The sequence below is a fragment of the Gluconobacter sp. Dm-62 genome, assembly GCF_018256155.1.
Lineage (GTDB): Bacteria > Pseudomonadota > Alphaproteobacteria > Acetobacterales > Acetobacteraceae > Gluconobacter.
Map to the genome: position 1 here is coordinate 91,460 of NZ_JAERLY010000007.1, position 25,428 is coordinate 116,887.

The 25,428-nt window shown below is 57.6% G+C and carries 19 protein-coding genes; 10 read left to right on the plus strand and 9 right to left on the minus strand.

Going from position 1 to position 25,428, the window contains the following annotated elements; all coding sequences use genetic code 11:
• Window positions 1–64: 64 nt before the first annotated feature.
• The 3 genes from gluP to nagB are packed head-to-tail and all read left to right on the plus strand — an operon-like array spanning window position 65 to window position 3,250.
• Window positions 65–1,357: a glucose/galactose MFS transporter gene (gene gluP / locus JK202_RS09190; RefSeq protein WP_211560381.1), complete on the plus strand. Its 1,293-nt coding sequence runs from the start codon at window positions 65–67 to the stop codon at window positions 1,355–1,357.
• Window positions 1,354–2,463, plus strand: coding sequence for an N-acetylglucosamine-6-phosphate deacetylase (gene nagA / locus JK202_RS09195; protein ID WP_211560382.1), 1,110 nt, complete (start codon window positions 1,354–1,356; stop codon window positions 2,461–2,463). The genes gluP and nagA overlap by 4 nt, the downstream gene beginning before the upstream one ends.
• 46 nt (window positions 2,464–2,509) lie before the next feature.
• Window positions 2,510–3,250 carry a glucosamine-6-phosphate deaminase gene (gene nagB / locus JK202_RS09200; RefSeq protein WP_211560384.1) on the plus strand — a complete coding sequence of 247 codons (741 nt, stop codon included), beginning with the start codon at window positions 2,510–2,512 and terminating at the stop codon, window positions 3,248–3,250.
• 86 nt (window positions 3,251–3,336) lie between these two features.
• On the opposite strand, the gene JK202_RS09205 is transcribed toward nagB, so the two are convergent.
• A complete protein-coding gene (locus JK202_RS09205; protein WP_211560386.1) occupies window positions 3,337–5,487 on the minus strand; it encodes a beta-N-acetylhexosaminidase in 2,151 nt (716 codons plus the stop codon).
• A gap of 532 nt (window positions 5,488–6,019) precedes the next feature.
• Between JK202_RS09205 and JK202_RS09210 the strand changes: the two genes are divergently transcribed.
• Entirely contained in the window at window positions 6,020–8,452 is a 2,433-nt protein-coding gene (locus tag JK202_RS09210) for a TonB-dependent receptor (RefSeq protein WP_249199876.1), read from the plus strand.
• 204 nt (window positions 8,453–8,656) lie between these two features.
• Here the strand turns inward: JK202_RS09210 and hutI are convergent, their stop codons facing one another.
• Window positions 8,657–9,892, minus strand: a complete 1,236-nt coding sequence (gene hutI, locus JK202_RS09215) for an imidazolonepropionase (RefSeq protein ID WP_211560388.1) — start codon at window positions 9,890–9,892, stop codon at window positions 8,657–8,659.
• Between the two features lie 133 nt (window positions 9,893–10,025).
• Here hutI and JK202_RS09220 point away from each other — a divergent pair, with 133 nt between their 5' ends.
• Together JK202_RS09220 and hutG are read left to right on the plus strand one after the other, a co-directional pair.
• Window positions 10,026–11,396, plus strand: coding sequence for a formimidoylglutamate deiminase (locus JK202_RS09220; RefSeq protein ID WP_211560390.1), 1,371 nt, complete (start codon window positions 10,026–10,028; stop codon window positions 11,394–11,396).
• 18 nt (window positions 11,397–11,414) lie between these two features.
• Window positions 11,415–12,221, plus strand: coding sequence for an N-formylglutamate deformylase (hutG, locus tag JK202_RS09225; RefSeq protein ID WP_211560392.1), 807 nt, complete (start codon window positions 11,415–11,417; stop codon window positions 12,219–12,221).
• Window positions 12,222–12,233: 12 nt separating this feature from the next.
• Here hutG and JK202_RS09230 read toward each other — a convergent pair whose 3' ends face one another.
• On the minus strand, window positions 12,234–12,824 hold the full coding sequence (locus JK202_RS09230) for a HutD family protein (RefSeq protein WP_211560394.1): 591 nt from the start codon (window positions 12,822–12,824) through the stop codon (window positions 12,234–12,236).
• A gap of 123 nt (window positions 12,825–12,947) precedes the next feature.
• Here JK202_RS09230 and hutC point away from each other — a divergent pair, with 123 nt between their 5' ends.
• Window positions 12,948–13,673, plus strand: a complete 726-nt coding sequence (hutC, locus tag JK202_RS09235) for a histidine utilization repressor (RefSeq protein WP_211560395.1) — start codon at window positions 12,948–12,950, stop codon at window positions 13,671–13,673.
• 93 nt (window positions 13,674–13,766) lie between these two features.
• Window positions 13,767–15,257: a histidine ammonia-lyase gene (gene hutH / locus JK202_RS09240; RefSeq protein WP_211560396.1), complete on the plus strand. Its 1,491-nt coding sequence runs from the start codon at window positions 13,767–13,769 to the stop codon at window positions 15,255–15,257.
• A gap of 9 nt (window positions 15,258–15,266) precedes the next feature.
• On the opposite strand, the gene JK202_RS09245 is transcribed toward hutH, so the two are convergent.
• From JK202_RS09245 to JK202_RS09260, 4 genes are all read right to left on the minus strand, one after another.
• A complete protein-coding gene (locus JK202_RS09245; RefSeq protein WP_211560397.1) occupies window positions 15,267–16,472 on the minus strand; it encodes a hypothetical protein in 1,206 nt (401 codons plus the stop codon).
• 67 nt (window positions 16,473–16,539) lie between these two features.
• On the minus strand, window positions 16,540–18,216 hold the full coding sequence (gene hutU / locus JK202_RS09250; RefSeq protein ID WP_211560489.1) for a urocanate hydratase: 1,677 nt from the start codon (window positions 18,214–18,216) through the stop codon (window positions 16,540–16,542).
• Between the two features lie 65 nt (window positions 18,217–18,281).
• On the minus strand, window positions 18,282–20,672 hold the full coding sequence (locus JK202_RS09255) for a TonB-dependent receptor (RefSeq protein WP_211560398.1): 2,391 nt from the start codon (window positions 20,670–20,672) through the stop codon (window positions 18,282–18,284).
• Window positions 20,673–20,909: 237 nt separating this feature from the next.
• The gene (locus tag JK202_RS09260; protein WP_211560399.1) at window positions 20,910–21,086 is read right to left on the minus strand and encodes a hypothetical protein; all 177 of its coding nucleotides are present in this window, start codon (window positions 21,084–21,086) and stop codon (window positions 20,910–20,912) included.
• Window positions 21,087–21,125: 39 nt separating this feature from the next.
• On the opposite strand from JK202_RS09260, the gene JK202_RS09265 reads away from it, so the two are divergent.
• On the plus strand, window positions 21,126–22,133 hold the full coding sequence (locus tag JK202_RS09265) for a 2OG-Fe(II) oxygenase (protein WP_211560401.1): 1,008 nt from the start codon (window positions 21,126–21,128) through the stop codon (window positions 22,131–22,133).
• 14 nt (window positions 22,134–22,147) lie between these two features.
• On the opposite strand, the gene JK202_RS16505 is transcribed toward JK202_RS09265, so the two are convergent.
• Complete coding sequence (locus JK202_RS16505; RefSeq protein ID WP_211560403.1) at window positions 22,148–22,951, minus strand: helix-turn-helix transcriptional regulator; 804 nt, start codon at window positions 22,949–22,951, stop codon at window positions 22,148–22,150.
• Between the two features lie 107 nt (window positions 22,952–23,058).
• On the opposite strand from JK202_RS16505, the gene JK202_RS09275 reads away from it, so the two are divergent.
• A complete protein-coding gene (locus JK202_RS09275) occupies window positions 23,059–24,438 on the plus strand; it encodes an aminotransferase class III-fold pyridoxal phosphate-dependent enzyme (protein WP_211560405.1) in 1,380 nt (459 codons plus the stop codon).
• Window positions 24,439–24,453: 15 nt separating this feature from the next.
• On the opposite strand, the gene JK202_RS09280 is transcribed toward JK202_RS09275, so the two are convergent.
• Window positions 24,454–25,395: a glyoxylate/hydroxypyruvate reductase A gene (locus JK202_RS09280; RefSeq protein ID WP_211560407.1), complete on the minus strand. Its 942-nt coding sequence runs from the start codon at window positions 25,393–25,395 to the stop codon at window positions 24,454–24,456.
• Window positions 25,396–25,428: the final 33 nt, after the last annotated feature.

A 25,428-nucleotide genomic window follows, 5' to 3' on the forward strand; every position in this document is an offset into this window, starting at 1 on the left:
TCTTTATTTCCCGACCTTTCCCCTGACCATGCCCCCGCTTCCAGGCTGACGGATTTCTTCTGACATGGCTCTTCCCAAGTCTCTCTCGCACAGCAGCCTGACAGCCCCTTATGGGCTGGGTCCTCTTGGTGTCGCCGCCGGCATCTTCTTCATGATGGGTTTCGTGACCTGGCTGAACGGGCCGCTGATCTCGTTTGTCCGTGTTGCCTTTTCCCTGGGGGACGTCGCGGCCTTCATGGTGCCGATGGTCTTCTACATTTCCTACTTCATCTTCTCGATCCCGGCATCGTTTCTGGCGCGGTCGCTGGGCCTGAGAAAGGGTCTGTCCGTGGCCCTGCTTCTCTGCGCCCTCGGCGTGGCCACATTCGGACAGTTCGTCTCCATGCGCATTTACGGCGGAGCGCTGACAGGCCTTCTGATCCTTGGCGCGGGGCTGTCGCTGATGCAGGTCGTGGTCAATCCCCTCGTCAGCCTGCTCGGCCCGTCAGACCGTGCCGCCCAGCGGATTGCCGTCATGGGGGTATGCAACAAATTCGCCGGCATTCTGGCCCCGATCGTACTCGCAACCGTCGTCATGGGTGACATTGATCACGTCGCCCAGAGCGCCAGTGCCGCGCCCGATGCCGCCGCCCGCGATGCCGTTCTCAATGCCTTCGTCCATGCGATCTATGCCCCATACATGGGAATGGCGATCCTTCTGCTTGTCGCCGCCGTCGCGGTCGTATTCTGCCCTCTGCCCAATCTTCAGGCCCCACCCATCCCGGGGATGCCGAACAGCGGGACCCGGATTTTCCGGCCCCATCTGGTCTTCGGGATTCTCACCATGTTCCTCTATATCGGCGTTGAGGTCATGGCTGGCGATGCCATTGGGACTTACGGGCAGCAGTTCGGCTTTCCACTCAGCCAGACGAAATTCTTCACCTCTCTTACGCTCGGCGCCATGCTGTTCGGCTATCTGCTGGGCTTCGCCATCGTCCCTCGCATCATTACGCAGGAACGCTTCCTTGAACTGTCCTGCATTGCCGGCATTATTCTGACTCTCATGGCCTTCCTGACAACGGGGTATGTCTCCGTTGCCTGCGTCGCCCTGTTGGGTGCTGCCAACGCCATGATGATGCCGACGATTTTCCCTATCGCCATCCGTGGGGCCGGCCCGTGGACGCCCCTCGCCTCGGCGCTGCTGGTCATGACCTATAGCGGCGGGGCCATCATCCCGCAGATCTACGTCGCCCTGAAGCCTCTCGTCGGGTTTCAGGCCATGTTCGCCCTGCTGGTCATCCCATCCTATTTCGCAGTCTTTTTCTACGCCCGCCGCTACGGGCAGACCGGCCTTCTTCCCCTGGACCAGACCCCATGACCCTGCATCTCGACGGCAATCTCGTTCTTCCCGACCGTATCCTTCCCGGGCGGATCACCTTCGACAGCCATATCCGCGCGATTGACCCCGTCACCCAGCCCGCGAACCGCTACATCCTGCCCGGCTTCGTGGATGGACACGTCCACGGTGGCGATGGCGCCGACACGATGGACGGTGCCGACGCCATCCGGAAGCTCTCACGCTTCCACATGAACCACGGCACGACCACGATCCTCCCCACCACCATCACGGCCCCCTGGCACGACGTGATGAACGCTCTCCATGCCGTAGCCGAAGTCCGCAAAACCGGCATGGAAAGAGGCCCCCGCATCCACGGCGCCCATCTGGAAGGCCCTTTTGTCAGTCCGCACAAGCTCGGTGCGCAACCACCCTTTGCCATTGCTCCCAGTCCCGACAGGGTTGCGGAAGCCATCGGCACAGGCTGCGTCCGCGTCGTGACGCTCGCCCCCGAACTGGATCATGCAGAGACCGCCATGCGCCTGTTTGCAGAAGCAGGCGTCCGGGTCAGTCTCGGTCACACCACAACCGACTATGAAGGCACGGAGCGCGCCATCTGCGTCGTGTGTGCAGCCGGGGGAACGATCGGCGCCACACATCTCTTCAATGCCATGTCTCCGATCGAGGGGCGCAAACCCGGCCCTGTCACGGCCCTGATGTGCAGCGATGTCGCCTATGCCGAAATGATTTTCGACACGCACCATGTCCATCCGGCCAGCTTCCGCCTTGCCTCACGCCTGATGGACAGCCGCCTGCTTTTCGTCACGGACGCCATGCGTGGTACGGGTGGCCCCGAAGGCCTCAGTCAGCTCGGCGGGCAGGATGTCGTCATCAGCAATGGCACCGTCCGCCTCCCCGGCGGGTCTCTTGCCGGCAGCATTCTCACCCTCGATCAGGCCCTGCGTAATGCCATTCAGGCCGGCACATCGCTTCCGGATGCCGCCAAACTCGTCAGCACCAACGCCGCACGCTATCTCGGCCTTCATGACCGTGGCGTTCTTGCTCCGGACCTTCTTGCAGACTTTACCGTCCTCGATGCCTCTCTGGCCGTAAGCGAAGTCTGGGTGAATGGACAGCGGACCGTCTGACATGACCGCCTCATCCTCCTTCGCGTCCCAGTCTTCGGAACATCACATGAATATCATTACTGTCCCCACCTCAACCGAGGCTGTGGAAAAAGCCGCCACAATCGTCGCCGACGAAATCCGCAGTCATGCAGCCCCCGTACTTGGACTTGCAACCGGACGCACCATGGAGAGCCTCTACGCTCTGCTTGTCGCGCGCTACAGAAAAGGCGCGCTGGATTTCTCGTCCATGACATCCTTCAATCTGGACGAATACGTGGGAATTGCGGCATCGGCTCCACAATCCTACCATACCTACATGCATGAACACCTGTTTGATCAGGTCAACATGCAGGCAGGACATGGCCATGTCCCCGACGGAATGGCTGCGGATCTGGATGCCGAATGCGCGGCTTATGAAGACCGCATCAGGGCCTCGGGCGGTATCAATCTCCAGCTTCTTGGCATCGGGGAAACCGGCCATATCGGCTTCAACGAACCGCCATCAGCCTTCGATACGCGCACCCGGCCCGTCGTGCTGGACCCCATCACCCGTCAGCAGAACGCCGGCATGTTCGGCAACAATCCCGATGCCGTTCCCGAACGTGCCCTGACGATGGGTGTCGGGACCATTCTGGATGCAAAACGCCTGCTGCTTCTGGCTGTCGGGGGAGGCAAGGCCGCCATCATCCGCAAGGCCCTGCTCGACCCGATGACGCCCGATATCAGTGCGTCCGCAATCCGTCTCCACAAGGACTGCACCATCATCATGGATGACGCTGCGGCGGCAGAGTGGAAACGCGCCGCATAACCTGATGCCGCGCGTTCCTGCATAAAAGGCTCAGGCCCCCCGAAGATGGAGGGGCTGAGTTCACACCACGGAAAATACCGTCGGGATCAGTGCGCCATTCCAAGCAGGGACTTGATCCCTGGCAGGATTGCAATCAGCAGCCCCCCCGGCGGCTGCGGCCGGCTCAGAGACAGCAGATGGTTCGACGAATTATGGAAAAATTCGTCCTGCACCGCGACCAGATGTTGCGCATCCTCCCGCCACGCAGTTCCTGACGCGCCATTCAGAACATTCAGCCCGGCATTGGACAGTGCCGTGAGCGTATAAGAAACAGGCGTCACCTCTTCCAGAGCCGGGACATTTTTCGCGATCTCCACAAACGCCCCGTTATTGGCGGACCAACGCTCGAGCATCGCCTTCAATGGCGCCTTCAGCCCTTTTTCTCCCGCGGCATAACGCTGCGCCATGGCGTTGAAACGGGTGGCATCAAACGCATCTGGATTGGAAATCGCCACCGGCATGGAGAGCACCGCACCCCCGCTTCTGGCGGCAAGGTGGTTCAGCGCATAGTTCCGGACAGGAACCGTGGCACTCAGCAGGGTCGACAGAACTTCCGCGTGCCCTGGTGCGAGCGTCTCAGTCAAGGCCTGCTCATGCTGCTTGGCCTGCAGACCAGTCGCTTCAAGCTCCGTCATGACAACAGGCAGCCGGCGCTCCAGATCATCCGCATCCCTGACTTTTTCAGAAGACCAGAAGCGCTCAGCCAGAGCTGCCGTCCGCGGCCACAGACGCGCATCCACCATGTTTTCGGATGCAACTTCCGTCCATAATGCGCCCTCGGCGCCCATCACCATGCTTTTCTGTTCATCGCTCAGAGGCGCTGCATCCGGGTCCTGCAGGAATGCCTGAAGCAGAGGGGTAATTTTCGGATGTGATTCCGCGATTTCTGCCGGGGAAATTCCGTCCGCTTTCGTGTCGTAGGGGTCCACCGCATAATGCGTACGCGATGGTGTCAACAGATCCAGATAGTACCCTGAGGACACAACGACCGGATGCCCTGCCTTTGTAGCCGATCCCGTCCATTTCGAGCCGCGCCAGCCCTCCACGACAACATTCTTGGGAATGGGTGCTTCGCTCACCTCATCCCAGCCCATCATCACACGTCCCTGGCTGGAAAGGATTTTCTCAACCTGCGCCGTAAATGCGGCCTGAAGAGCCGGTGCATCCTTGTAACCATGCGCCTTCATATAAGCCGCAATCGGTGGATTGGCAGTCCACTGAGTTCCAAGGACTTCATCCCCACCCGAATGGAAATAATGGTCGGGAAACAGTGTCTCCATTTCCGCATAAAGCGCACGGATGAAACTCAGTGTCTTCGGATTGGTCGGATCCATCGCCGGATTATTGAGATTCTCGCCCACCGCCCTCGTATCAGGCAAAGGCTGCGCGGCCAGCGCCGGATAGGCCTGAAGGATCGAGAGTGCATGACCGGGGACATCAAATTCCGGAACAATGCGGATACCGCGATCCGCTGCATAGGCCACGATGTCCCGTACCTGGTCCTGCGTATAGAACTGCCCGTGTGATCCAACTGTCGTCAGCTTCGGAAAGACATGGCTCTCCACCCGAAACCCGGTTCCGTCATTCAGATGCCAGTGCAGGACATTGAGCTTAAGAAGCTCCATGGCATCAAGCTGTCGCTTGACGGCATCAGCCGAGACGAAATGACGCGAGACATCCAGCAGCAGACCGCGCCAGACAAAGCGCGGCGCATCATCAACGTGCAGCTGGTCGACAACTGCTCCGTCCGATGTTTTGTGCACAAGCTGCAACAGGGTTGCCAGACCATGGACAACACCTGCGGGACCGTCTGCCTGCAGATGCCCTTCGGACGCCGATGTCGTCAGCGTATAATGCTCTTTCATGCCCATGCTCAGATAGGCCGGATCCTGAGCGGCACTGACATGCAGGACATATGGGCGCCCCGCCGCCACCGGTCCTGCCACCTCCGCAAGTCGGGACGCAAATCGGCTGGCGGCACGCTGCAACAGCGGGGATGGCGGTGCATCCCATACAATCTGAATTCCCGCAGCGACGGAAGAAACCCCGCCAGATTCTGAAATGCTCTGCGGAACAGGCATCAGCGCCGGCACGGCCGCATTCGCGAACCCGCTCATGGCAACACCCGCCAGAAGAACAGCACCCAGACAGGCTTTTTTCCAGGAAGCACCAGCAGGAGAAGCAGAAGTCCTAATCATCCGAGGTTTCCTTACAGTTTCAGATCAATACCTGAACCCATTCTGATCGAATCAGCAATCTTTTTGAGTGATTTTTATCGTTGCGCCTTAAAAACATCGTTTTGGGAGCTTTCACCTGCCTTTCGCAGCGTTGGCTGCCACAGCAAAAACCTCAGCTCGCCACATGGAGCAGCTCTGAATTCCATCCTGATAAGTGCCAGAAAGCCTGTTTTCCTGACCTTTACAGCCAATATTGGAGAAAGGTCCCGTCCGGATCTCGCCGGTTTTTCCGATCGCTCCAGCCTCTTTTTCCCTACAAAAAGAACAGATACTCGTCCCTCAGCCCTGAGACACAGGATGAAACAAGAAGCAGTTCTCACCTCCAACAACCCAGAGAACACTCAGCCCTTCACACGAATCGAGCACAGAGGATCATTAAAACGAACGTCTGTGATCGTTTTTTTATTGACAATAAATTTACAGAGTTTCTACGGTGGATCTGTTCCGCACCCGATACGGAAACGCGGTCGCCTTCAGAATTTATGAGCTGCCCATGACCAACACCAGCTTCCGGATTGCCCTCCTGTGTTCCACAATAGTGGCCTGCGCCACCAGCGCCCAAGCCAAAAACAAGACACATCCCGCGCATCGCCCGGTCGCTGCAGCCCATAAAATGGCACCGGTATCCACTACCACGCCTCATGCTGCCTCCCGTGCCGTGCACCACTCTGCTCCGTCCGCTCTTGAAGCACATGCTGACGAAAGCGTTCGCGTTACAGGCGCATCCTATGGTGATGGCGTCAGCAATACGACACCGGGCGGCGGCCTGATGCCCGTTCAGACCGCACCACGCTCGCAAAGTGGCATCACCCGCGATTACATCGCCAAGGTCAGCCCCACATCCAATGTGCAGGCCATGATCGGCAACCTGCCGGGCGTCGTGACATACAGTCAGGACCCCTTGGGCGTTACGGGAGATTCCCTCAACATCCGCGGCATGAACGAAGAACAGATCGGCTACCTGTTCGAAGGCGTTCCGATTGCCGATCCGATCCGCTACGCCCCCTACACCGGCACCATCGTTGATACCGAAAACCTTGGTTCAGTCACCGTTTCTCAGGGCTCTCCGGACGTTGATGCCCCGCTTTACAATGCGGTTGGCGGTCAGATCACGATGCAGGAGATTAACCCTGACCACAAAGCTGGCGGGTTTCTCTCCCTGACAGGCGGCACACATAGTACCAACAAGGAATTCCTGCGCCTTGAGACCGGCGATATCGGTCATTCCGGTATCCGTGGCTTCATCTCCTACTCCCATATGGGATGGAACAACTGGCGTGGACCAGGCGGCGGCACCAGACATCATACCGACGCCAAATTCATCAAGGAATGGGGAGAGGGCAACTCCGTTTCAGCGATCTTCGGCTACAATGCGACCAAATATACGGCCTATCTCGACCCCACGATGGCGAAGTGGAAGCAGTATGGGCGCAGCTATAACTATGATGGCCAGTACACACTCGGCGATGCCAATTACTACAAGCTGAATCCAACGATCAATAACGCCATGACGGTCATGGCGCCCTCACACTTCACCCTCACCCGTTCCCTGAAACTCAACGTCGCCCCGTATTACGTTCATATGTTCGGCCCATCGCTGTGGGGACAGAACATCAGCAGCGCCAACAGCTATTTCGGGACGGGCCCGGCAGGAAACCTCAACCTGTCGAACCTGACATCCGACGGAATGGCAACCACGCAGGCCGTTGATCCCTGGAACCAGAAATCCTCCGGCCTCAACGCATCGCTTGTATGGAGCACGAAGTACAACACGCTGACCTTCGGTTACTGGTATGCCTACACCCAGCACGAAGAAATGGCGAACTACATCCAGACGGATGCACAGGGAAATTCGATCTCCGGCTTTAATAATGATCCGATCCGTGTTGCTGATGGCCGGATCCTGACCCCCTGGGACCTGAACTTCAAACAGCAGTCCAATACCCTGTATCTCGCAGATACGGTCCATCTTCTGAATGATCGCCTTCAGATCACAGGCGGACTGAAGACGACAATGCTGTCTCGACAGGGCACCAATCTCGTCCCGGGGGCCGATCCCTACAAGAACATCAAAAACTACTTCGAACCGATGCCCCAGTTCTATGCGTCCTATAAGTTAACCGAGCACGATCAGGTTTATATCAACGGCACCACCGCCTTCCGTGCTCCCGGTTCGGTCGAGGTCTATTCCCAGCTTTTCGATCCGTCATCAAACAAGGCCGTCGAACAGCCCGGAAACCTCAAGCCTGAATATTCCATCGGTGAAGAAATCGGCTACCGTCATCACGGCTTCTATAATGCTGCGATCTCGTTCTTCAACTACAACATTACAAACCATCAGGTGACGTCCTACGGCTACCTGCCCGGGACCAACAACCTTGTTTCCGAACCTTTGAATGTCGGTGGCGAAACGGCCCGTGGCGTTCAGGCTGAATTTGCCCTGGGCAACTGGCATCACTTCAGCCCCTATCTGTCCGGGCAATATCTGCACGCAACGATCGACAACAACTACAATGCAGGCAGCGACTATCTGCCAACCGCAGGCAAGAAAGCTCCAAGCTCTCCCAAGTTTACGGGCTCGATCGGGCTACGGTATGACGATGGTCATTTCTTCGGGAATTTCGCGCTCCGCTACGTCGACACACAGTACACAACCTTTATGAACGACGAATCCCTGCACTCGTATGTCACATCCAACATGACGCTCGGATATCGCATGAAGCAGTTCGGACCGGCCAAGCACCCGACCCTTCAGCTGAACCTCGTCAATCTGGGTGATAATAACTATCTGTCCGGCGCCTCAAGTGCGACAGGCGCAGCAAAAGCCACCAAGGGTATTTACGGAAACACCATTAAAGGCACCAGCCCTGTCTACATCGTCGGTGGCGGGTTTGCCGCACTGGTATCGGTCTCGACTGGATTTTAAAGTTCCATTCTCAGACCGACTGAAACCGGGAGCCGAGTGATTGCAGGAATACCTGCTTCACCTGGCAACCGGCACTGACGCTCTACCAGTAAGCGCCCTGCAGCTCTCTTCTCTGGCCCCGGGCCTGACCGTTAGGCTGACAAAATATGCACGATGGCTGCCCGCAACAGCGTTCTGGAGCAGGCCCATCGACCATCATATGACCTAAACTTCCGAGCATACTCCATTATAAACACGGCAGACGGGCCGGATGCCGCCTATCCAGTAAGACAGCTCGGGCGGACCTGTAATATCCCACAAAGCCAGATCGGCCCGCATTCCCTCACGCAGCATCCCGACTTCACGCTCAAGCCCCAGAGCCCTCGCCCCCACGGACGTGACCGCCCGGAAACTCTCCTCGGGTGTCAGACGAAAAAGCGTGCATCCCATATTCATAACGGCAGTCAGCCCCAGAACCGGGGATGTTCCGGGATTGCAGTCCGTGGCGAGCCCGATATCGACCTTGTGCCTGCGCAGCAATTCAACGGGCGGAACCTGCTTTTCCCGTATGAAGTAAAATGCCCCCGGCAGCAGCATCGCAACCGTCTTCTGGCGCCCCATACTGACGACGGCCTCTTCATCCGCATATTCGAGATGATCGGCTGACAGCCCATTATAACGCGTCGCCAGAACAGCCCCCCCACCCAGAGAAAGCTGCTCCGCATGAATACGCACTGGAAGTCCAAGCTTCCGTGCGGCTTCAAAAAGGATTTCCGTCTGGGCAGGCGAAAAGGCAATGGTTTCGCAAAAGGCGTCCACACTATCGATCAGCTTCTCAGCGTGAAGCGCCGGCAAAACCTCATCAATCAGAAATGCCAGATAGGCATCAGCACGGCCCTGATATTCAGGCGGCACAGCATGAGCGCCCAGAAATGTCTTATGGACACGGATCGGCAGCGTCTCACCGATGGCTCGCGCGACCCGCAACTGTTTCAGTTCATCCGCGAGCGTCAGACCATACCCTGATTTCACTTCCAGCGAGGTCGTCCCCTCCTGGATCATTGTCTTGACCCGCCTCAGAGAGACGTCCAGCAACTCATGCTCCGAGGCCGCACGTGTTGCTGTCACCGTGGAAAGTATGCCGCCGCCTTTGCGGGCAATGTCTTCATAAGACACGCCGTTCAGGCGCTGCGCGAATTCATGACTGCGATCGCCCGCAAAAACCACATGCGTATGGGCATCGATCAGCCCCGGTGTCAGCCATCCGCCACGGCCATCCTCGATCCTGCCGGCTAGACTTTCCGGCGTCCCGGGCAGATCTGCTTCTGCCCCGACCCAGCAGATCATGCCATCCCGGATTCCCACGGCCCCGTTACGGAGACATCCATACCCATCCTCAGGTGTGATGAGAGTGTCATCGCCTGTCGCAAGATGGACATTGAGCCAAAGGGTATCCCACATGGTTCTTCTCCGTATTGTTCCGCCTACGGTGATATATGTATATACATATCAGTCAATCCCATTATGATCCTTTCCGGAGAACAGGAGGCGCTTTCACCAAAGGCTTCCGTGCCGTGCAACCTGGAATTTCGTGATGACCGAATTGTTTGCAAAACAGGCCCTTCTTCCAGACGGATGGCGCCGCAATGTCCGAATCACCGTAGCGAAAGACGGGACTTTTTCATCCATTATCCCTGACAGCGCCTTCAGCGCAGACATGCAGCGTTACGACGTGGTGATCCCAACCCAGATCAGCCTCCATTCGCATGCCTTCCAGCGCGCCATGGGCGGCCTCGCTGAAAGGAAACAGAACCCGGACGACACGTTCTGGACATGGCGCACGCGCATGTATCAGCTCGCACATCGCATTTCGCCCGAACAGATGCAGGACGTAGCCGCATTCCTGTATATGCAAATGCTGAAAGCCGGCTATTCCCAGGTTGCCGAGTTCCACTACCTCCATAACGCGGTGGACGGACGTCCCTATGCGTCCCCGGCCGAAATGTCCTCCCGCCTCGCCGCCGCAGCCACGGATGCAGGCATCGGGATTACACTGCTGCCGACCCTCTATGCCCGAGGCGGATTTGACGGCAGCCCCCTGAATGAAGCCCAGAAGCGTTTCTCCAGCACCTCTGAGACGATCGCCGACATTCTTTCGGACCTTCAGGCCGAGTGGCACGGCTCACAGCTGGTCAGAACAGGCATTGGGCTGCATTCGCTAAGAGCGGTAGACATCCAAAGTGTCTCACCTCTCCTGCAGGCCGCAGGGCCAGGCGCACCAATCCATATCCACATTGCCGAACAGCAGCGTGAGGTGGACACATGCCTGTCCATCACGGGACAGCGCCCCGTAGATCACCTGATGAGCCATGCTTCCATCGATGCCCGCTGGTGTCTGGTTCACGCTACGCATCTCTCAGACGACGAAGTCACCGCCATCGCGCGCTCCACAGCCGTGGCAGGGCTCTGCCCGATTACCGAAGCCAATCTTGGCGATGGGATCTTCCCGTTCGAAGCCTATGTTGCCCAGGGTGGCCGCTTCGGCATCGGCAGCGACAGCAACGTCCTGCTCAGCCCGTGGGAAGAGCTGCGCCTGCTGGAATATGGCCTGCGCCTGCAACGCCAGAAACGCTGCATCGCCCTGCCCCCGGGCCAGAAAGGATCAATCGGCGCCTGGCTGTATCATCAGTGCCTTGCCGGAGGCGCACAGGCCTGTGGCGTATCCCTTGATGGCCTGCGTCCAGGCGCCCGCGCAGATCTCTGCGTCATCGACGAGCAGGCATTGTCCCTGCCGGACCTGCAGGAAGACGACATTCTCGATTCAGCCATTTTCGCCACCTCACATCCCCCGGTCCGCCACGTCATGTGCGCCGGACAATGGCGCATCACCGACGGCCACCATGCCGACGAAGTGCGGCTGACACAGGCTTTCCACGCAACACTGCGCACCCTGATGGCTGCCTGATATTTTCGGACCAGAACCATGACGAACATATTCTCCTTTACCTCCGGCACCCTCCCGATCCTGGTCACAATCCCCCATGCGGGTGACCGTCTAGCGCCCGGCATGGACGAGCGCATGACCCCACGCGGCAGAAGACTGCCCGATACCGACTGGTACATGGAGCACCTGTATGCCTTCGCCCTTTCAAAGGGGATCGGTATCCTGCGTGCGAATTTCTCCCGCTATGTCGTTGACCTGAACCGCGGCCGGGATGACGCCGCCCTGTACGCCGGCCGGCCAAGCACCGGTCTGGTGCCCCTGCTGGGGTTCGATGGCCAGCCCATCTATCTGGAAGGGCAAGAGCCGGATGCAGCAGAGATCGCCGAACGGACGGAGCGCTACTGGAAGCCCTATCACGACGCCGTACAGGCTGAACTGAACCGCCTGAAAGAACAGTTTGGATGGGCCATTCTGTGGGACGCCCATTCCATCTGTTCGGAAATTCCCAGACTGTTTGAAGGACGCCTCCCGGACCTGAATTTCGGCACCAACAGCGGCCAGTCCTGCGCCCCGGCTCTGGCCGAAACAATCATGGCCCGTGCAGAAACACTGCCGTCCTACACCCATGTCCGGGATGGCCGCTTCAAAGGCGGTTACACGACCCGTCACTATGGCCAACCCGCTTCTGACATCCACGCCATTCAGCTGGAAATCGCACAATCCACCTATCTGGCTTCCGAACGTGATCCGTGGCCGATCAATCTTCAGACCGCCGCGCATCTCTCCACGGCGATCGAACAACTGCTTGATGCCGCTACCGACTGGCGCCCTGCTTCCAAGTTTTGAGCGCCAGCATGATTAATCGGGGATGACGAGATACAGAAGAGCATCATCCCCGACTTCTGATCTGAGAATTCCGCCCACCTCATCGGGCAAAACAAGAACTTCCCTTTCCCGACAGATCCGCACCTGTCCGGTAGCGCTTGCGAACCTCCACCGCCCCCGCACACTGACAAACGCGGCACCGCAGGGCACATCGAAATCCTGATCATCCGCTGCCGTGAAGGCCATCAGCCGACCGGCATGCGAAAATGGATGCATCAGGTTCACCACCTGCACAGGACCATCCACAAGGACAGCATCAACACCGAGCTCTCCGGAAAACGTGACGATTTCGCCAGCCCGAACAACCTCCCGCTCCGTACCATCGGAAAGGAGAAGCCGCACACCACGCCCCTTCAACAAGGCAATATGCCGCATAATCCCCGGAAAGCGCGAGAATGCGCCGTCCCGCGTGATATCCGCTACGCTCAGGCGCCAGCCCTCATGACTGGCGATGACTCTGGTCAGCCCACCACCGTTTCGCCAAGGCTGTGACGGAACACCGTCAACAGGTTGCGGCATACGGTTCAGCGGGAAAAGATTGTCATTTTCCGGATCCGGCTTCATATGGTCCTACGCCTGCTTAGGGGTGTGTATCATATGTAAGTACAACAACCCGGCAGGATCAAACATGATCTCCCGTCTTCAGGTGGCAGATCAGTCCTCAAGAGAAGAAAAGGCAGGGGAGACGTGTCGCAGATCCTGGACAAGACGAAGACGGTTGCACGCTACGAACAGGTGAAGGCGTTCATCATTGAACGCATCGACTGTGGAGAGTGGAAGGTCGGCCATCGGCTGCCATCAGAACATGAGTTCGTCGAACAGCTCGGCGTCTCGCGGATGACAATTCATCGGGCGCTACGTGAACTGACGGCCGACGGCATTGTCCGCCGCGCCCAAGGGGTTGGAACATTCGTCGCCCAGCCCGCAAAACGCGTCGAGCTTCTGGAAATCCGCGATATCATTGACGACATCGTCGCCAGCGGCCACCAGCATCGTGCTGAAGTCATTGCCATCGAGACCGTCCGCGCCGACAGCGATCTTGCAACCGCATTCGAGCAACGCCCCGGCGCGCGCCTGTTCCGCTCCCTGATCGTCCATTACGAGGACGACCTGCCACTTCAGCTGGAAGAGCGGTATGTCTCGCCGCATTTTGCGCCGGATTATCTGGAGCAGGACTTCACCCGTATCAATCCTCACCGCCACCTGTACGGCATCGCCGGCCCGGAAGAGATCGAGCATGTCGTGTTCGCGGTAACCCCGCCCCAGCACATCTGCGACCTTCTCCAACTCCAAAAGCCCGAAGCCTGTCTGCAACTGATGCGCCGGACCTGGGTCGAAGGCCGGGTCGTCATGAAGGGCATCTTCACATATTCGGGCAACCGCTACAGTTTCGGCGGACGTTACCGGCCCTGAAAAACAGTTCCGGATCGGCTGCTGCGGTGGATTGACGGCCGCAACACAGGGCATTTAAGGTTTCTTATTGTATAGACAACCAAGAGTGCCTTCGTGACCGAACTCCTGCTCGATCAGCCGCTTTCTCCGCAGGACATCTGCGACATTGCACGAAACCGAAAAAAGCTCCGGCTCTCTGAAGCATCACGAAAGCGGCTTGAGGACGCGCACAGACGCCTGCGCATCCTGGTGGAGGGAGAAGCGGCCGCCTACGGTCTCAATACGGGTGTTGGCGGCCTCTCCGACATCCTGATCACTCCGGAAAAACAGTCCACCCTGTCCCGCAAAATTCTGTTCAGCCATGCCACCGGCATTGGGCAACCGCTCAGCGCCGAAGCAACACGCGCCATCATGGCCTGCGCCGTCAATGAATATTGTCTGGGCTATTCAGGCCTGCGCGCAGAAATCGTCGATCGCCTTGTTGCACTTCTGAATTACGACTGCCTTCCGATCGTCCCACGAGATGGCTCAGTCGGATATCTCACCCATATGGCCCATATTTCCCTGACCCTGATCGGGTACGGAACTCTGAAGGTGGACAACACGGAACAGCCCGCCGCGGAAGTTCTCAAGCGGCTCGGTTTCGAACCCTTGGTTCTGGAAGCAAAAGAAGGCCTGTGTCTGGTCAACGGCCTGTCCTGCGCCACCGGAATTGCCAGCCTCGTCACCGAAGAGGCCACCACCTGTCTGCAGTGGGCGGACCGGATCGCCGCCGCAACCTTTGACGTCCTTGGAGGACAGCAGCGTGCATTCGATCCTCGATCAGCCAGACTGCGCACCATGCCCGGCCATCAGACCGTATCGCACGCCCTCAACAGGGACCTGGCAGGCTCGGCACGGATAGCGAAGTCTCAGGGCCAGCGAACGCAGGATGCCCTGAGCCTGCGCGCCATTCCCCATATTCACGGATCTGTTCACGATGCGCTCGCCAGTATCCGCCAGACCATCACACAGGAATTGGCCAGCCTGTCCGACAACCCTGCCATTCTCGAAGACGAAACAGGCATCGGCGCCTTTTCCGAAGCCCATGCGGTAGGTGCGAGCATCGCACGAGTCATGGACGAGGCCTCCATCGCGCTGGCCTCTCTGGGCGCAATTTCCGAACGGCGTCTGGACCGCATGGTCAATCCTTTGACCAGCCCGTTCCCGGCCTTCCTGTCGAGCGATTCCGGAACCGGAAGCGGCTTCATGATCGCCCAGTACACGGCCGCCTCACTTGTCAGCGCCAACCGCCGCAATGCCTTACCAGCCAGTCTGGACGGCGGCGTTACCTCAGGGCTTCAGGAAGATATTCTGGTGCATGCAACACCCGCCGCCCTCAAGGCGCGCGACGTTGTCACCAATACACGTTCCATTCTCGCCATCGAACTGCTGGCCCTCTGTCAGGCCAGGGATCTCGCAGACCTCACTCAGGAAGTCGCCCCTCATACACGGGCTCTCTACAACAGCGTGCGGGGCATCATCCCCCTCTATGAAGAAGACCATCCTCTGGCGGCCGATATCGCCCGTCTCGAAGTCCTGATGCAGGAAGGCCCCTCCCCCTGACGCGAGAAGTCAGCAGGCTTCGGTCAGAGGAGCATCCTGCCGTGCGTTCCCTTCGGACTGTCGGATTTCCCTGAGCAGCACCGGCAACCCGAACGGAATACTGACAACACAAGCCGCACAGCCTGCAATACCCAGCATCGTAAAGGAGGAATGATCAATGATCAGCCCTCCAAACGGCGCCCCCAAAGCATATCCCATACGGTCCATACCACCACAGAACGTCCCGGTCCGCCCCGTATGGTCCAGCGCAGCCGCACTGCCGAGCAGCCATGCGTAAGACAGCATGGAGCAGTTCCAGTAGATGATGACGCCCGCCGTATAGCTCCAGGAATCCCACGCTGAACACGCAAGAAGCCCTCCGACCCCCGTTCCCACGAGCGTCAGAGGCAGAATGATCTCCCTGCGAAGGCTGCCCGCCAGCGCTCCGACAACAAAGCTGACCAGAACACTCGACACGATCCCTACCGTCGAGAGAAAGACAATATAGTCAGCTGAAAGATGAATGGCCCGGCCAACGCGCTCGGCAAAAGACCATGCCATGCTCGATCCCAGAGACGATCCGACCCAAATAAACAGCAGGGCTACCCCGCCGGGCGTCAGACGCATCTTTTCCGTGCTCTGGCGAGTAGGGAGCGGCGGGGCATGACGGAGCGTCACCATGAAAGGCGCAATAAGCGCAACAATGGCCGCGATACCAACAAACACGCCCAGCGCGCCAAAACTCCGGGTTGCGTAAGGAATGGCATCGATCACCGCAACCAGAACGATAAGTCCCCCACCGTTTGAAATGGCGTACATCCGGTCCGGGTTCTTACTCGCCGATGCCGCACAGACATAGGACCGTCCCAGAAATGCCTCTCCCAGACCAAAGAGGATGGCGCAGCCCCATGTCCACAGCGATGATGCAGGGCCAGCCGCCGTCAGGAGCGACGAAACAGCCGCCAGCCCTGCCCCCAGAAAAGCCGTCATGACAACTGAAACCCGCCCCTTCAGACGGGACAGCACCATCATGAAAACCGCAAAGGCCATGATTTCGAAAAAGCCAAACATCCCCGCCCGACTGGCGGACTGATGCAGCCCCGACATCAGCGCATCGATCTGAAAGGGCATGACGGATGAACCGAGATACGCACACCCGGAGCAGATGCTGAGCCCCAGAGCGAGAAGCAGAAGCTGCCGCCCCGGGAAAGAACGGGTCGCGTGTATCCCTGTCATAATGATCGCAGTTATCCTGTCATAATCAAAAAAAGGCGCATCCCCGAAAGAATGCGCCTTTGAGGCCTCATTTCCTGTTCGTAATCATGGGCAGGTTCAAGCCCTTTTCATGCGCACAGGAAACAGCAATGTCATAGCCGGCATCGGCATGGCGCATCACGCCCGTGGCCGGATCATTCCACAGCACACGCCCCAGACGGGCCGCGGCATCTTCTGTGCCATCTGCGACAATGACCATGCCCGAATGCTGGGAAAATCCCATGCCCACACCGCCGCCATGGTGCAGCGACACCCAGGTCGCCCCCGAAGCGGTATTGAGCAGTGCATTCAGCAAAGGCCAGTCGGAAACGGCATCGGACCCATCGCGCATAGCCTCTGTTTCACGATTGGGGCTCGCCACCGAACCACTGTCCAGATGATCGCGCCCGATTACAATCGGAGCCTTCAGCTCTCCGTTGGCCACCATCTCGTTGAACGCCAGACCCAGCCGGTGACGATCCCCGAGACCTACCCAGCAGATCCGGGACGGAAGGCCCTGGAACTGGATTTTCTCCCGCGCCATATCGAGCCAGTTGTGCAGATGCTTGTCGTCCGGAAGCAGTTCCTTGACCTTCGCATCCGTCTTGTAGATGTCCTCCGGATCACCCGACAGCGCCGCCCAGCGGAACGGACCAATCCCACGGCAAAACAGCGGCCGGATATAGGCAGGGACGAAACCCGGGAACGCAAAGGCATCTTCCAGCCCCTCTTCGAGCGCCATCTGGCGGATATTGTTGCCGTAATCGAACGTCGGTACGCCCATCCGGTGAAACGCCACCATGGCCTCGACCTGAAGCCGCATGGACTCCCGCGCCGCCTTTTCAACCGCCGCCGGATCCGTGATCCGCAGCTTCTCCGCCTTCTCCAGCGACCAGCCCGCAGGCAGATAGCCGTTCAACGGATCATGGGCGGACGTCTGGTCCGTCACCCCATCCGGACGGACGCCACGCCGCACCAGTTCCGGAAAAACTTCAGCAGCATTTCCCAAAAGACCCACGGAAACAGCCTCGCCCTTCGCACAGGCCTCATGAATGATTTCCAGCGCCTCATCCAGATCCTGCACCTGCCGGTCCAGATACCCCGTCTCCAGACGCTTCTGGATACGCGACGGCTCACATTCCACGGCAAGCATGGATGCACCCGCCATCACGGCGGCCAGCGGCTGCGCACCGCTCATGCCCCCCAGACCACCCGTCAGGATCCAGCGCCCCTTGAGGTCACCGCCGTAATACTGACGGCCCATTTCAACGAAGGTCTCGTACGTTCCCTGAACAATTCCCTGACTTCCGATATAGATCCAGGACCCGGCCGTCATCTGGCCGTACATCATCAGACCCGCCCGATCGAGCTCGTTGAACTTCTCCCAGGTGGCCCAGTGCGGCACGAGGTTTGAGTTCGCAATCAGGACACGCGGCGCATTGGAATGCGTCCGGAACACCCCAACCGGCTTGCCGGACTGCACAACCAGCGTCTCCTCATCGCCAAGTTCCCGCAGGCATTCCACGATCCGGTCATAGCAGTCCCAGTTGCGTGCTGCCCGACCGATACCGCCATAGACAACAAGCTCCGAAGGCTTCTCCGCGACTTCCGGGTCGAGGTTATTCATCAGCATCCGCATGGCCGCTTCAGTCTGCCATGACTTCGCAGTGATTTCGGAGCCATGGTCGGCACGGATCACACGATCATTCGACAGGCGGGAAGACACGGAAGGAGAATTGACCATGAGTAAGGTCTCCATTTTCACAGGAACAGAAAGAGGTTTGGAAAAGTTCAGAAGCCGGCCGCCACGGTCATCGCAGTCGTAAATCGCGGCGCGATGTAATATCCGGGAGAACTTCCATCAATCGAGGTCCCGTAAATGCCCCTTGCGGTCTGGGCATTCAGCTGGGGCGACGCAATACCGGACAGGACTTTCTCGTCTGTCAGGTTGATGAATGCGACCCGGATTTCCGGATGTTTGACAAATCCGACACTCGGCAGCCGATATCCCAGCGACAGATTAAACGTCTTGTAAGCGGGCATTTTCTCGTCGTTCATGAACGTCGAATACTGGGACCCGGTGTACTTGAACGAAAACGTTCCGAAGAAATTCTTGTAGTCATACACAAGGCCGAAAGAGCCTTGGAACGAAGGACTGCGGACCGCCGTTTTCCCCGCCGTCGGCAGATAGTCGTTTCCAACCTGAATATTGTTATCGATGGTTGCGTGAAGATATTCGACGGAAACATACGGGGAGAAGCCATAAAACGGCATCAGTCCGGCTTCGAAATCCACACCGCGAGACGTCTGCCCGCCACCATTGATCGTCGAATAGACGGGGACGTTATTGACATAGCGAAGGCTGGAAACCTGACGGTTCGTGAAGTTGTAGTTGAACAGCGCCAGGCTGGCATGAACGGTTTTGTCCTGATACCGGTAGCCCAGCTCTTCAGAGATCGAATATTCAGGTTTGATCGCCGGATTACCCTGCGTTGAAACCGCCCCGCCGGAATAGGAATTATACAGGGTGTCATCAATCGGCATTAATGTATTGGTGCTCGCATTGATGAAGACCTGATTGTGGGAATCAATCTTGTACGTCGCCGAGACACGGGGCAGCGGCTGGAAATTATTGGCGCCCACATGATACTGCGTCCCCGGCAGACCATTGGTTCCCGCCTTGCTCATCATCAGCGTCTTGATGCCACCCACGATCTTCAGGCGATCATTGAGAAGCGAGATCTCGTCCTGCAGATAAAGCGCATTCGTCTGCGTAACGGTATGCTCCTTCTCGGCAAGATATGGCTGACCATTGCCCATGGTCACATTCTGCAGACTCCAGGCCGAAGCAGCATTTCCAATCGAATCAACCGACGAAAACGGCATCGACAGATCATCAACGCTGTACTGATACCAGTATCCCAGCGTCACCTTCTGAACACCGAACTGGCGCGAAAGCGACGCGTTGAACCCGCCGACAGACTGCGCGCCCACATAATCGCTTCGCACGCTCCCTCCCGAGGCCTGAGCATCCGGAATATTTACGGAAACAGGCTGTGTCCCGTAATAATTTCCATCAGACGACAGCGTGGAAGATGCCGGTGAATTCTGCATCGCATACAGGAAATACGGCGTGACATTGAGCTTCACCTTGCCCGGAAGCGTAAAGTCGGACGGGAGACTCATCATGATCTGCTCCCATTTCCAGCGGTTCTGGCGCCAGTAATCCGAGCTCCCAGGTGAAAATGTCCCGTTCCACGCATAACTCCGCCCCGAAGCCTGCCAGTCAGCCAGTGTCGGGTTCGGGTTGTACATGTAGTTCATATCGACATAGGAACCGACCAGCTTCATCTGGTCCCCGTTCGCAAATTCCTTCTTGAACCCGAAATCGATATGCCGACGCATCTGTCGTCCCGGGCCAAGCGAGTTTTTCGCGGTCCCGTTGGAAAACGAGACATAGGCGGACAGGCCCGTATTCCCGATATCCCCGGTATCGAAACGTCCATAGAAACGCTGCAGGTTCAGCGTTCCGTAACTGTAGTCGATCAGGCCGCCCATTTTATGGGCAGGATCGCGCATTGAGGTCGTGACCTGCCCGCCCGACGCATTAACCACAGGCGCGGTAATGGATGACGATCCCTGCGTCAGGCTGACGGAATCAATATCTTCCCCATCGGCCCAGTAGGTCGGATAACCGTTGTAAGTTTCGATATCGTTGACAGGCATCCCTTCCCAGACCTGCCCGATCTCATTCCCGCCAAGTCCACGTACGCTGAGCAGGGAATTGGCGGCAAACCCATAAGGATCGCTCTGGGAAAGATTGGCGCCGGGAGCCAGCGAAACAGCCTGATAGGCCGTCGTCGTCGAAGCCTGCTTGTTGATATATTCCGAGGTCACGGTGCTGCGCATGTCGCCGCCCGTCTGAACTGCCATCAGTCCGCCACCCGCGATATGCCGGACCTTGCCATACGCACCATCCTCACCCGCAGCATGAACGGAAATGACTTCAGGATCATGTGCACTGACAGCGTGCGGTTTTCTTTTTTGCGGGGTCGCAGCAACATGGGCCGGCAATCTGGTATGCGAATGCGTCGGTGCCGCAGCTCCAGCCAGAGAGGTCGACGCCAGAAACGTCATGGTGGAGAGAGCAACACAAGCATGACGGCTTTTGACGATTGGCATGGCACCTGCTCAGGGTTATTTTCGTATCGAAGTCACAATGTCATGTCTGGTTGCATATGCAACTGTTTAATTACCATAACATGACAGGACATATCCCCGACTCCTTCCATACAATCAATTTTCATGTTTTATAACAGTGACTTAAATCAAGAAAATTCGTTTCAGAAAATTTTCTACCCTCACCTTAAGTGTCCATGCTCAAAAAACACTTCAACAGGATGCAAAGAATTCCTTGCCTCAGACCTCCATCGAAAAACAATGATATTCCGCCAGTTTTAACGCGAAAACGGCACCTCCCCCCCTTGCGAATCTGACATAATCTTCACCGGAGAAGATTTCCGCCTCGCTCATTGATCCTTCTTTTTCAACTTGTATAGACATATTGATCTTGTGATCAGTCGCCGCTTTGGGCATGCTGCCCGTCCAAATACGTCTCCACCCATGAGAGCGCCTATGTCCTGGACCACGGTTGAAACGGGCGACCCCATTCCGCCATTCGTACAGAAAGCCAGCACCAGTTCCGGGGCACTTTCCTTCGACATGACCGGTGGTCGCAGAACCCTTCTCTTGTTCTTCCCGTCCTCTACCGATCCCGCAATCAACGACGTCCTGCAGCAGTTGTCCCGATATGCCGATGTTCTGAACCGTAAAGACTGTCTGTTCCTGGGGGTTACCCTCGACGCTGCAGATGCTGAACACCTCAAAACCCGGTCCGGGCTCAAATCGGTCTGCTTTCTTTATGACTCTGACCGTACGTGTCATGATGCGTTCGGCATTGCTAAAAATGCACCTCCGGGCTGGATCGAACTTGATCCAATGATGCATGTCCTGAACACCCACCTTCACAGCCCCGGTCTGGAACAGCTCCTGTTCCCGGCATTATTGCAAAAGGCCACGGCTTCGCAGCGCGACAGGCCTGTTCCGGTGCTCATGCTCGACCATGTCCTTGAACCGGCATTCTGTGAGACCCTGATCCAGTATCACCTGTCTCACAATCCCCAGCCCTCTCCCATCCTGACTTCTGATGCCGCAGGACATCCAATCCGAACCATCGCTCCCAGCTTCAAACGACGTCTGGATACCCCTCTGCGCGACCGACAGATCGTTACGGATCTACAGAACCGCATCATCCGCCGCGTCGTACCGGAAATCTTCCGGGCTTTCCGCTTCCAGGCCACGCAAATGGACAGAATGCTGGTCAGTTCCTACGACGCTACGGACAGCGGCTTCTTCGATGCCCACCGCGACAATACGGTCCCCAGCTCCGCGCATCGGCAGTTTGCAGTCTCACTCAATCTGAATGAAGGATACGACGGAGGAGAACTGATCTTCCCTGAATTCGGCCAACAGACATTCAAAGCTCCCGCAGGTGGCGCCATTGTATTTTCGTGCGCCCTCCTGCACGCCGTTCAGCCGGTCACAGCAGGCCGGAGATATGCCTGCCTTCCGTTCGTTTACTAGGTTCTACCACCCAATTATCGTTCACCGAGCCTGACCAATATCGGCATCATCATCGCAAAAAGCTCAGCCTGCGATGAAATGGAACATCGCATATAGATCTGTTTGCGGAACACTTTCACAGTCTGCACACTGACCCCCATCAGCTTTGCAATCGAACCCGAGGAATGTCCACGCAGGATCAGCAACGCTGTCTGTGACTGACGTGCCGTCAGCACCACTCCGTATGTCTTCCTGAACTGCTCCCAGAACTGCGTCATGGCATTTTCTCCATCACGCACGCACTCACCCTGATCCTCCGCAAGATCAGACCAGTGTCGAACAGCCAGAGCCTCAGCAACCGGCCGGATTGCCAAAGCCTTCTCCCACTCCTCAGGCACAAATTTCCTGCCGGAACTGATATCGCGCCCCAGACAGATATGAATGGATAGTTCAGCAGAAACCCGGACCAGATACGTCATCTCATCCAGAATATTCGTGTCCCTGTAGTATTTCAGGTAGTAATCTGACTGGGCAAAATAGTCCGGAGAAATATCCTCGAGGCGATACAATCCGGAAGCCGCGCCTGCCCTGTCCACAACAAAGAATGGATCAAGCAGATAAATTCCTGCGCAGTAGGCACTGTCAAAACTGGCGTGAACGTTTGTCTCTTTCGAATGGGCAAACAGACATCTCGGCCGCCCCTCTCCCACATATGCAAGAACAGTCAGATTATCGATCAGGACACAACTCTCAAACCACGCCACAAACTGCTGTTCGAATGCAGGCGTCATCAGAGCCGAAATGACGGCACCAAGCTGCTGTTCCTGCTGATCTGACACCCGGCTTATACCCCTTTAGGGCAATATACTTCCCATCTGGCAGCACCCTACCATCACGTATCAGAGGCTGCACCCCAGGGCAGCGAATTCGGATGGAAGAGATGCACATGTCGTCCAAACTACCCCAGACCACAGATGATATTCTCGCGGCAGATGCACATCTCGTTCAGTCCTGGGCTGATCTCAACGGCCTGAAAGAACCCCATGCACGCACTGCAATCGTCGCTGCAAAAGGCGTCATGGTACGCGACAGTAACGGTCATGAACTGATCGACGGAATTGGCGGCCTGTGGTGCGTCAATGTCGGCCACGGACGCCGTGAAATCATCAATGCCATCTCAAACCAGCTCTCAACACTGGATTTTTATTCAACCTTTTACACCTTCACGCATCCCACAGCAGCCGCGCTGGCCCGAAAGCTGGCAGAACTGGCACCGGGAAACCTGAACCGCGTGCATTTCTCCACATCGGGGTCAGACGCGAATGACGGTGCCGTGCGCATCCTGCACCATTATTACGAGCGTCTGGGCCGACCGACCAAGAAACTCGTCCTGAGCCGCCATGGGGCCTATCACGGCTCGACCTATCTCTCGATCGCAATGACGACACCAGCCTACTCGAAAGGGTGGTCAAAAGCCGAAGGGATCGTGCACCACCTGAAGAAGCCGCATTACTGGCGCGACGGTGACGGCATGACGGAAGCAGAATTCACAGACGTGCTCGTCGCAGACATGCGCCACGAAATCGAACGCCTTGGCGCAGAAAACATCGCGTGTTTCATTGGTGAACCCATCATGGGGGCGGGCGGCGTCATTGTTCCTCCCAAAGGATACCACAAACGCATTCAGGCACTCTGCCGGGAATACGACATCAAATTCATCGCAGACGAAGTGGTCACCGCCTTCGGGCGCCTCGGTCACTTCTTCGCATCCGAAGCGGTTTTCGACACTCAGCCAGACATCATCACCGTGGCCAAGGGCGTCACCTCCGGCTACCAGCCCCTCGCCGCCACCATCATGACCGACGAGATTTATGACGTGGTTTCAGGCCCCGATGGCGTCTTCACCCATGGCATGACCTATGCCGGTCATCCCGCCGCTGCTGCTGCCGGTCTGGCCAATATCGCCCTGATGGAAGCCGAACGGATCCCCGAGCGTGCAGCCATCACCGGAAAGATTTTTGAGAACACGCTGCGAAAACTTGAAGACATCGACATCGTGGGCGAAGTGCGCGGCAGCCACTTCATGATGGGCATCGAATTCGTCAGGGACAAGGGCAGCAAGACCCTCTTCGACGCACAGCTCAACATCGGCATGCTGGTTGCGCGAAAAGCTCAGGAAAAAGGCCTTGTTGCTCGCCCCCTGGGACATATCCTGATCCTGTCCCCCCCGCTGACCCTCTCGGAAGAACAGATTGCCAAAATCGGGGGGATCCTCCGTGAAAGCATCACAGAGGTCATGAACGAACTTCCGAAACACTGCCGGTAACACCCGGCACGACCCTCAGTACCCCCATTCGGGATGATAGGTCAGCGCGGGGGTTTTCCCCGCCTCTATCTCCCGGATCGTCTGGGCCACATAGGCCGCCTGCATCCTACAGGATGCCTCCGCCGCAACATGCGGGGTGACGAAAACTTTCGGATGCTCCCAGAACACGGCGTCTTTTTCGAGCGGCTCCTGAGCAAAGACATCCAGCACGGCCCCGCGCATGCGCCCTGCATCCAGAGCCGAAACCAGATCATCCGCCACCACCTGATCGCCACGCCCGACATTGATCAGACTGGCGCCGGGCTTCAAATGTGACAGGAATTCCGCATCAATAAGCCCTCGGGTCTGCGGCGTACTGGGCAGAAGATTAACCAGAATATCCGTCTTTCCCAGAAGCTCCACCTTACCGTCTTCCCCGAAATACAGCGGAATATCCTCAACCGGCCGCGCACGGCGGCACCAGGCCGAAACCTGAAATCCGGCTTTTGCCAGCCTCTGCGCCACAGCCGATCCAAGATTGCCGTATCCCAGAATACCAATCGTAGTCTCTGCGCTCGTGCGATATTCAAGATTGCGCCGCCAGACTTTCTTTTCCTGCTGCAAGGCCCATGTCCGCGCATCCCGCAGCAGCGCCACGATCGCCCACAACACATAGTCCGCCATCAGAACCACGGTCTGGTCACCGCCCATCCGCACCAGCATGACGTCTTTTGGAAAATCCGACCGCCCGACCAGCTGATTGACGCCCGCCCCGCTACACAAAATGGCGCGCATATGCTGCATCTTCGCCATTTCTCCGGGAGCAGGATCCCAGACCAGGGCGTAATCTACCTTTGACGCATCAAACGCCGGATCAAACCACGAGACCGTCTGAAGATCAGGCGCCAGCTCATGAAAGGCGTTACGCCAGTTTTCCCAGGCGGCAGGGCCTTCAGCACTGACTGCAAGCGTTACCATAAGATTTCCCCGCAAAATGTCGTCGCGCTCAGA

What these genes read in the sequence shown, in the direction of transcription:
- JK202_RS09220 (WP_211560390.1), top strand. Translation starts at nt 10,026, where the DNA reads ATGACCGAATTGTTTGCAAAACAGGCCCTTCTTCCAGACGGATGGCGC.
- JK202_RS09265 (WP_211560401.1), top strand. Translation starts at nt 21,126, where the DNA reads ATGTCCTGGACCACGGTTGAAACGGGCGACCCCATTCCGCCATTCGTA.
- hutG (WP_211560392.1), top strand. Translation starts at nt 11,415, where the DNA reads ATGACGAACATATTCTCCTTTACCTCCGGCACCCTCCCGATCCTGGTC.
- JK202_RS09255 (WP_211560398.1), bottom strand. Translation starts at nt 20,672, where the DNA reads ATGCCAATCGTCAAAAGCCGTCATGCTTGTGTTGCTCTCTCCACCATG.
- JK202_RS09260 (WP_211560399.1), bottom strand. Translation starts at nt 21,086, where the DNA reads ATGCCCAAAGCGGCGACTGATCACAAGATCAATATGTCTATACAAGTT.
- nagB (WP_211560384.1), top strand. Translation starts at nt 2,510, where the DNA reads ATGAATATCATTACTGTCCCCACCTCAACCGAGGCTGTGGAAAAAGCC.
- JK202_RS09245 (WP_211560397.1), bottom strand. Translation starts at nt 16,472, where the DNA reads ATGACAGGGATACACGCGACCCGTTCTTTCCCGGGGCGGCAGCTTCTG.
- JK202_RS09205 (WP_211560386.1), bottom strand. Translation starts at nt 5,487, where the DNA reads ATGATTAGGACTTCTGCTTCTCCTGCTGGTGCTTCCTGGAAAAAAGCC.
- JK202_RS09210 (WP_249199876.1), top strand. Translation starts at nt 6,020, where the DNA reads ATGACCAACACCAGCTTCCGGATTGCCCTCCTGTGTTCCACAATAGTG.
- hutI (WP_211560388.1), bottom strand. Translation starts at nt 9,892, where the DNA reads ATGTGGGATACCCTTTGGCTCAATGTCCATCTTGCGACAGGCGATGAC.
- JK202_RS09230 (WP_211560394.1), bottom strand. Translation starts at nt 12,824, where the DNA reads ATGAAGCCGGATCCGGAAAATGACAATCTTTTCCCGCTGAACCGTATG.
- nagA (WP_211560382.1), top strand. Translation starts at nt 1,354, where the DNA reads ATGACCCTGCATCTCGACGGCAATCTCGTTCTTCCCGACCGTATCCTT.
- JK202_RS09275 (WP_211560405.1), top strand. Translation starts at nt 23,059, where the DNA reads ATGTCGTCCAAACTACCCCAGACCACAGATGATATTCTCGCGGCAGAT.
- JK202_RS09280 (WP_211560407.1), bottom strand. Translation starts at nt 25,395, where the DNA reads ATGGTAACGCTTGCAGTCAGTGCTGAAGGCCCTGCCGCCTGGGAAAAC.
- gluP (WP_211560381.1), top strand. Translation starts at nt 65, where the DNA reads ATGGCTCTTCCCAAGTCTCTCTCGCACAGCAGCCTGACAGCCCCTTAT.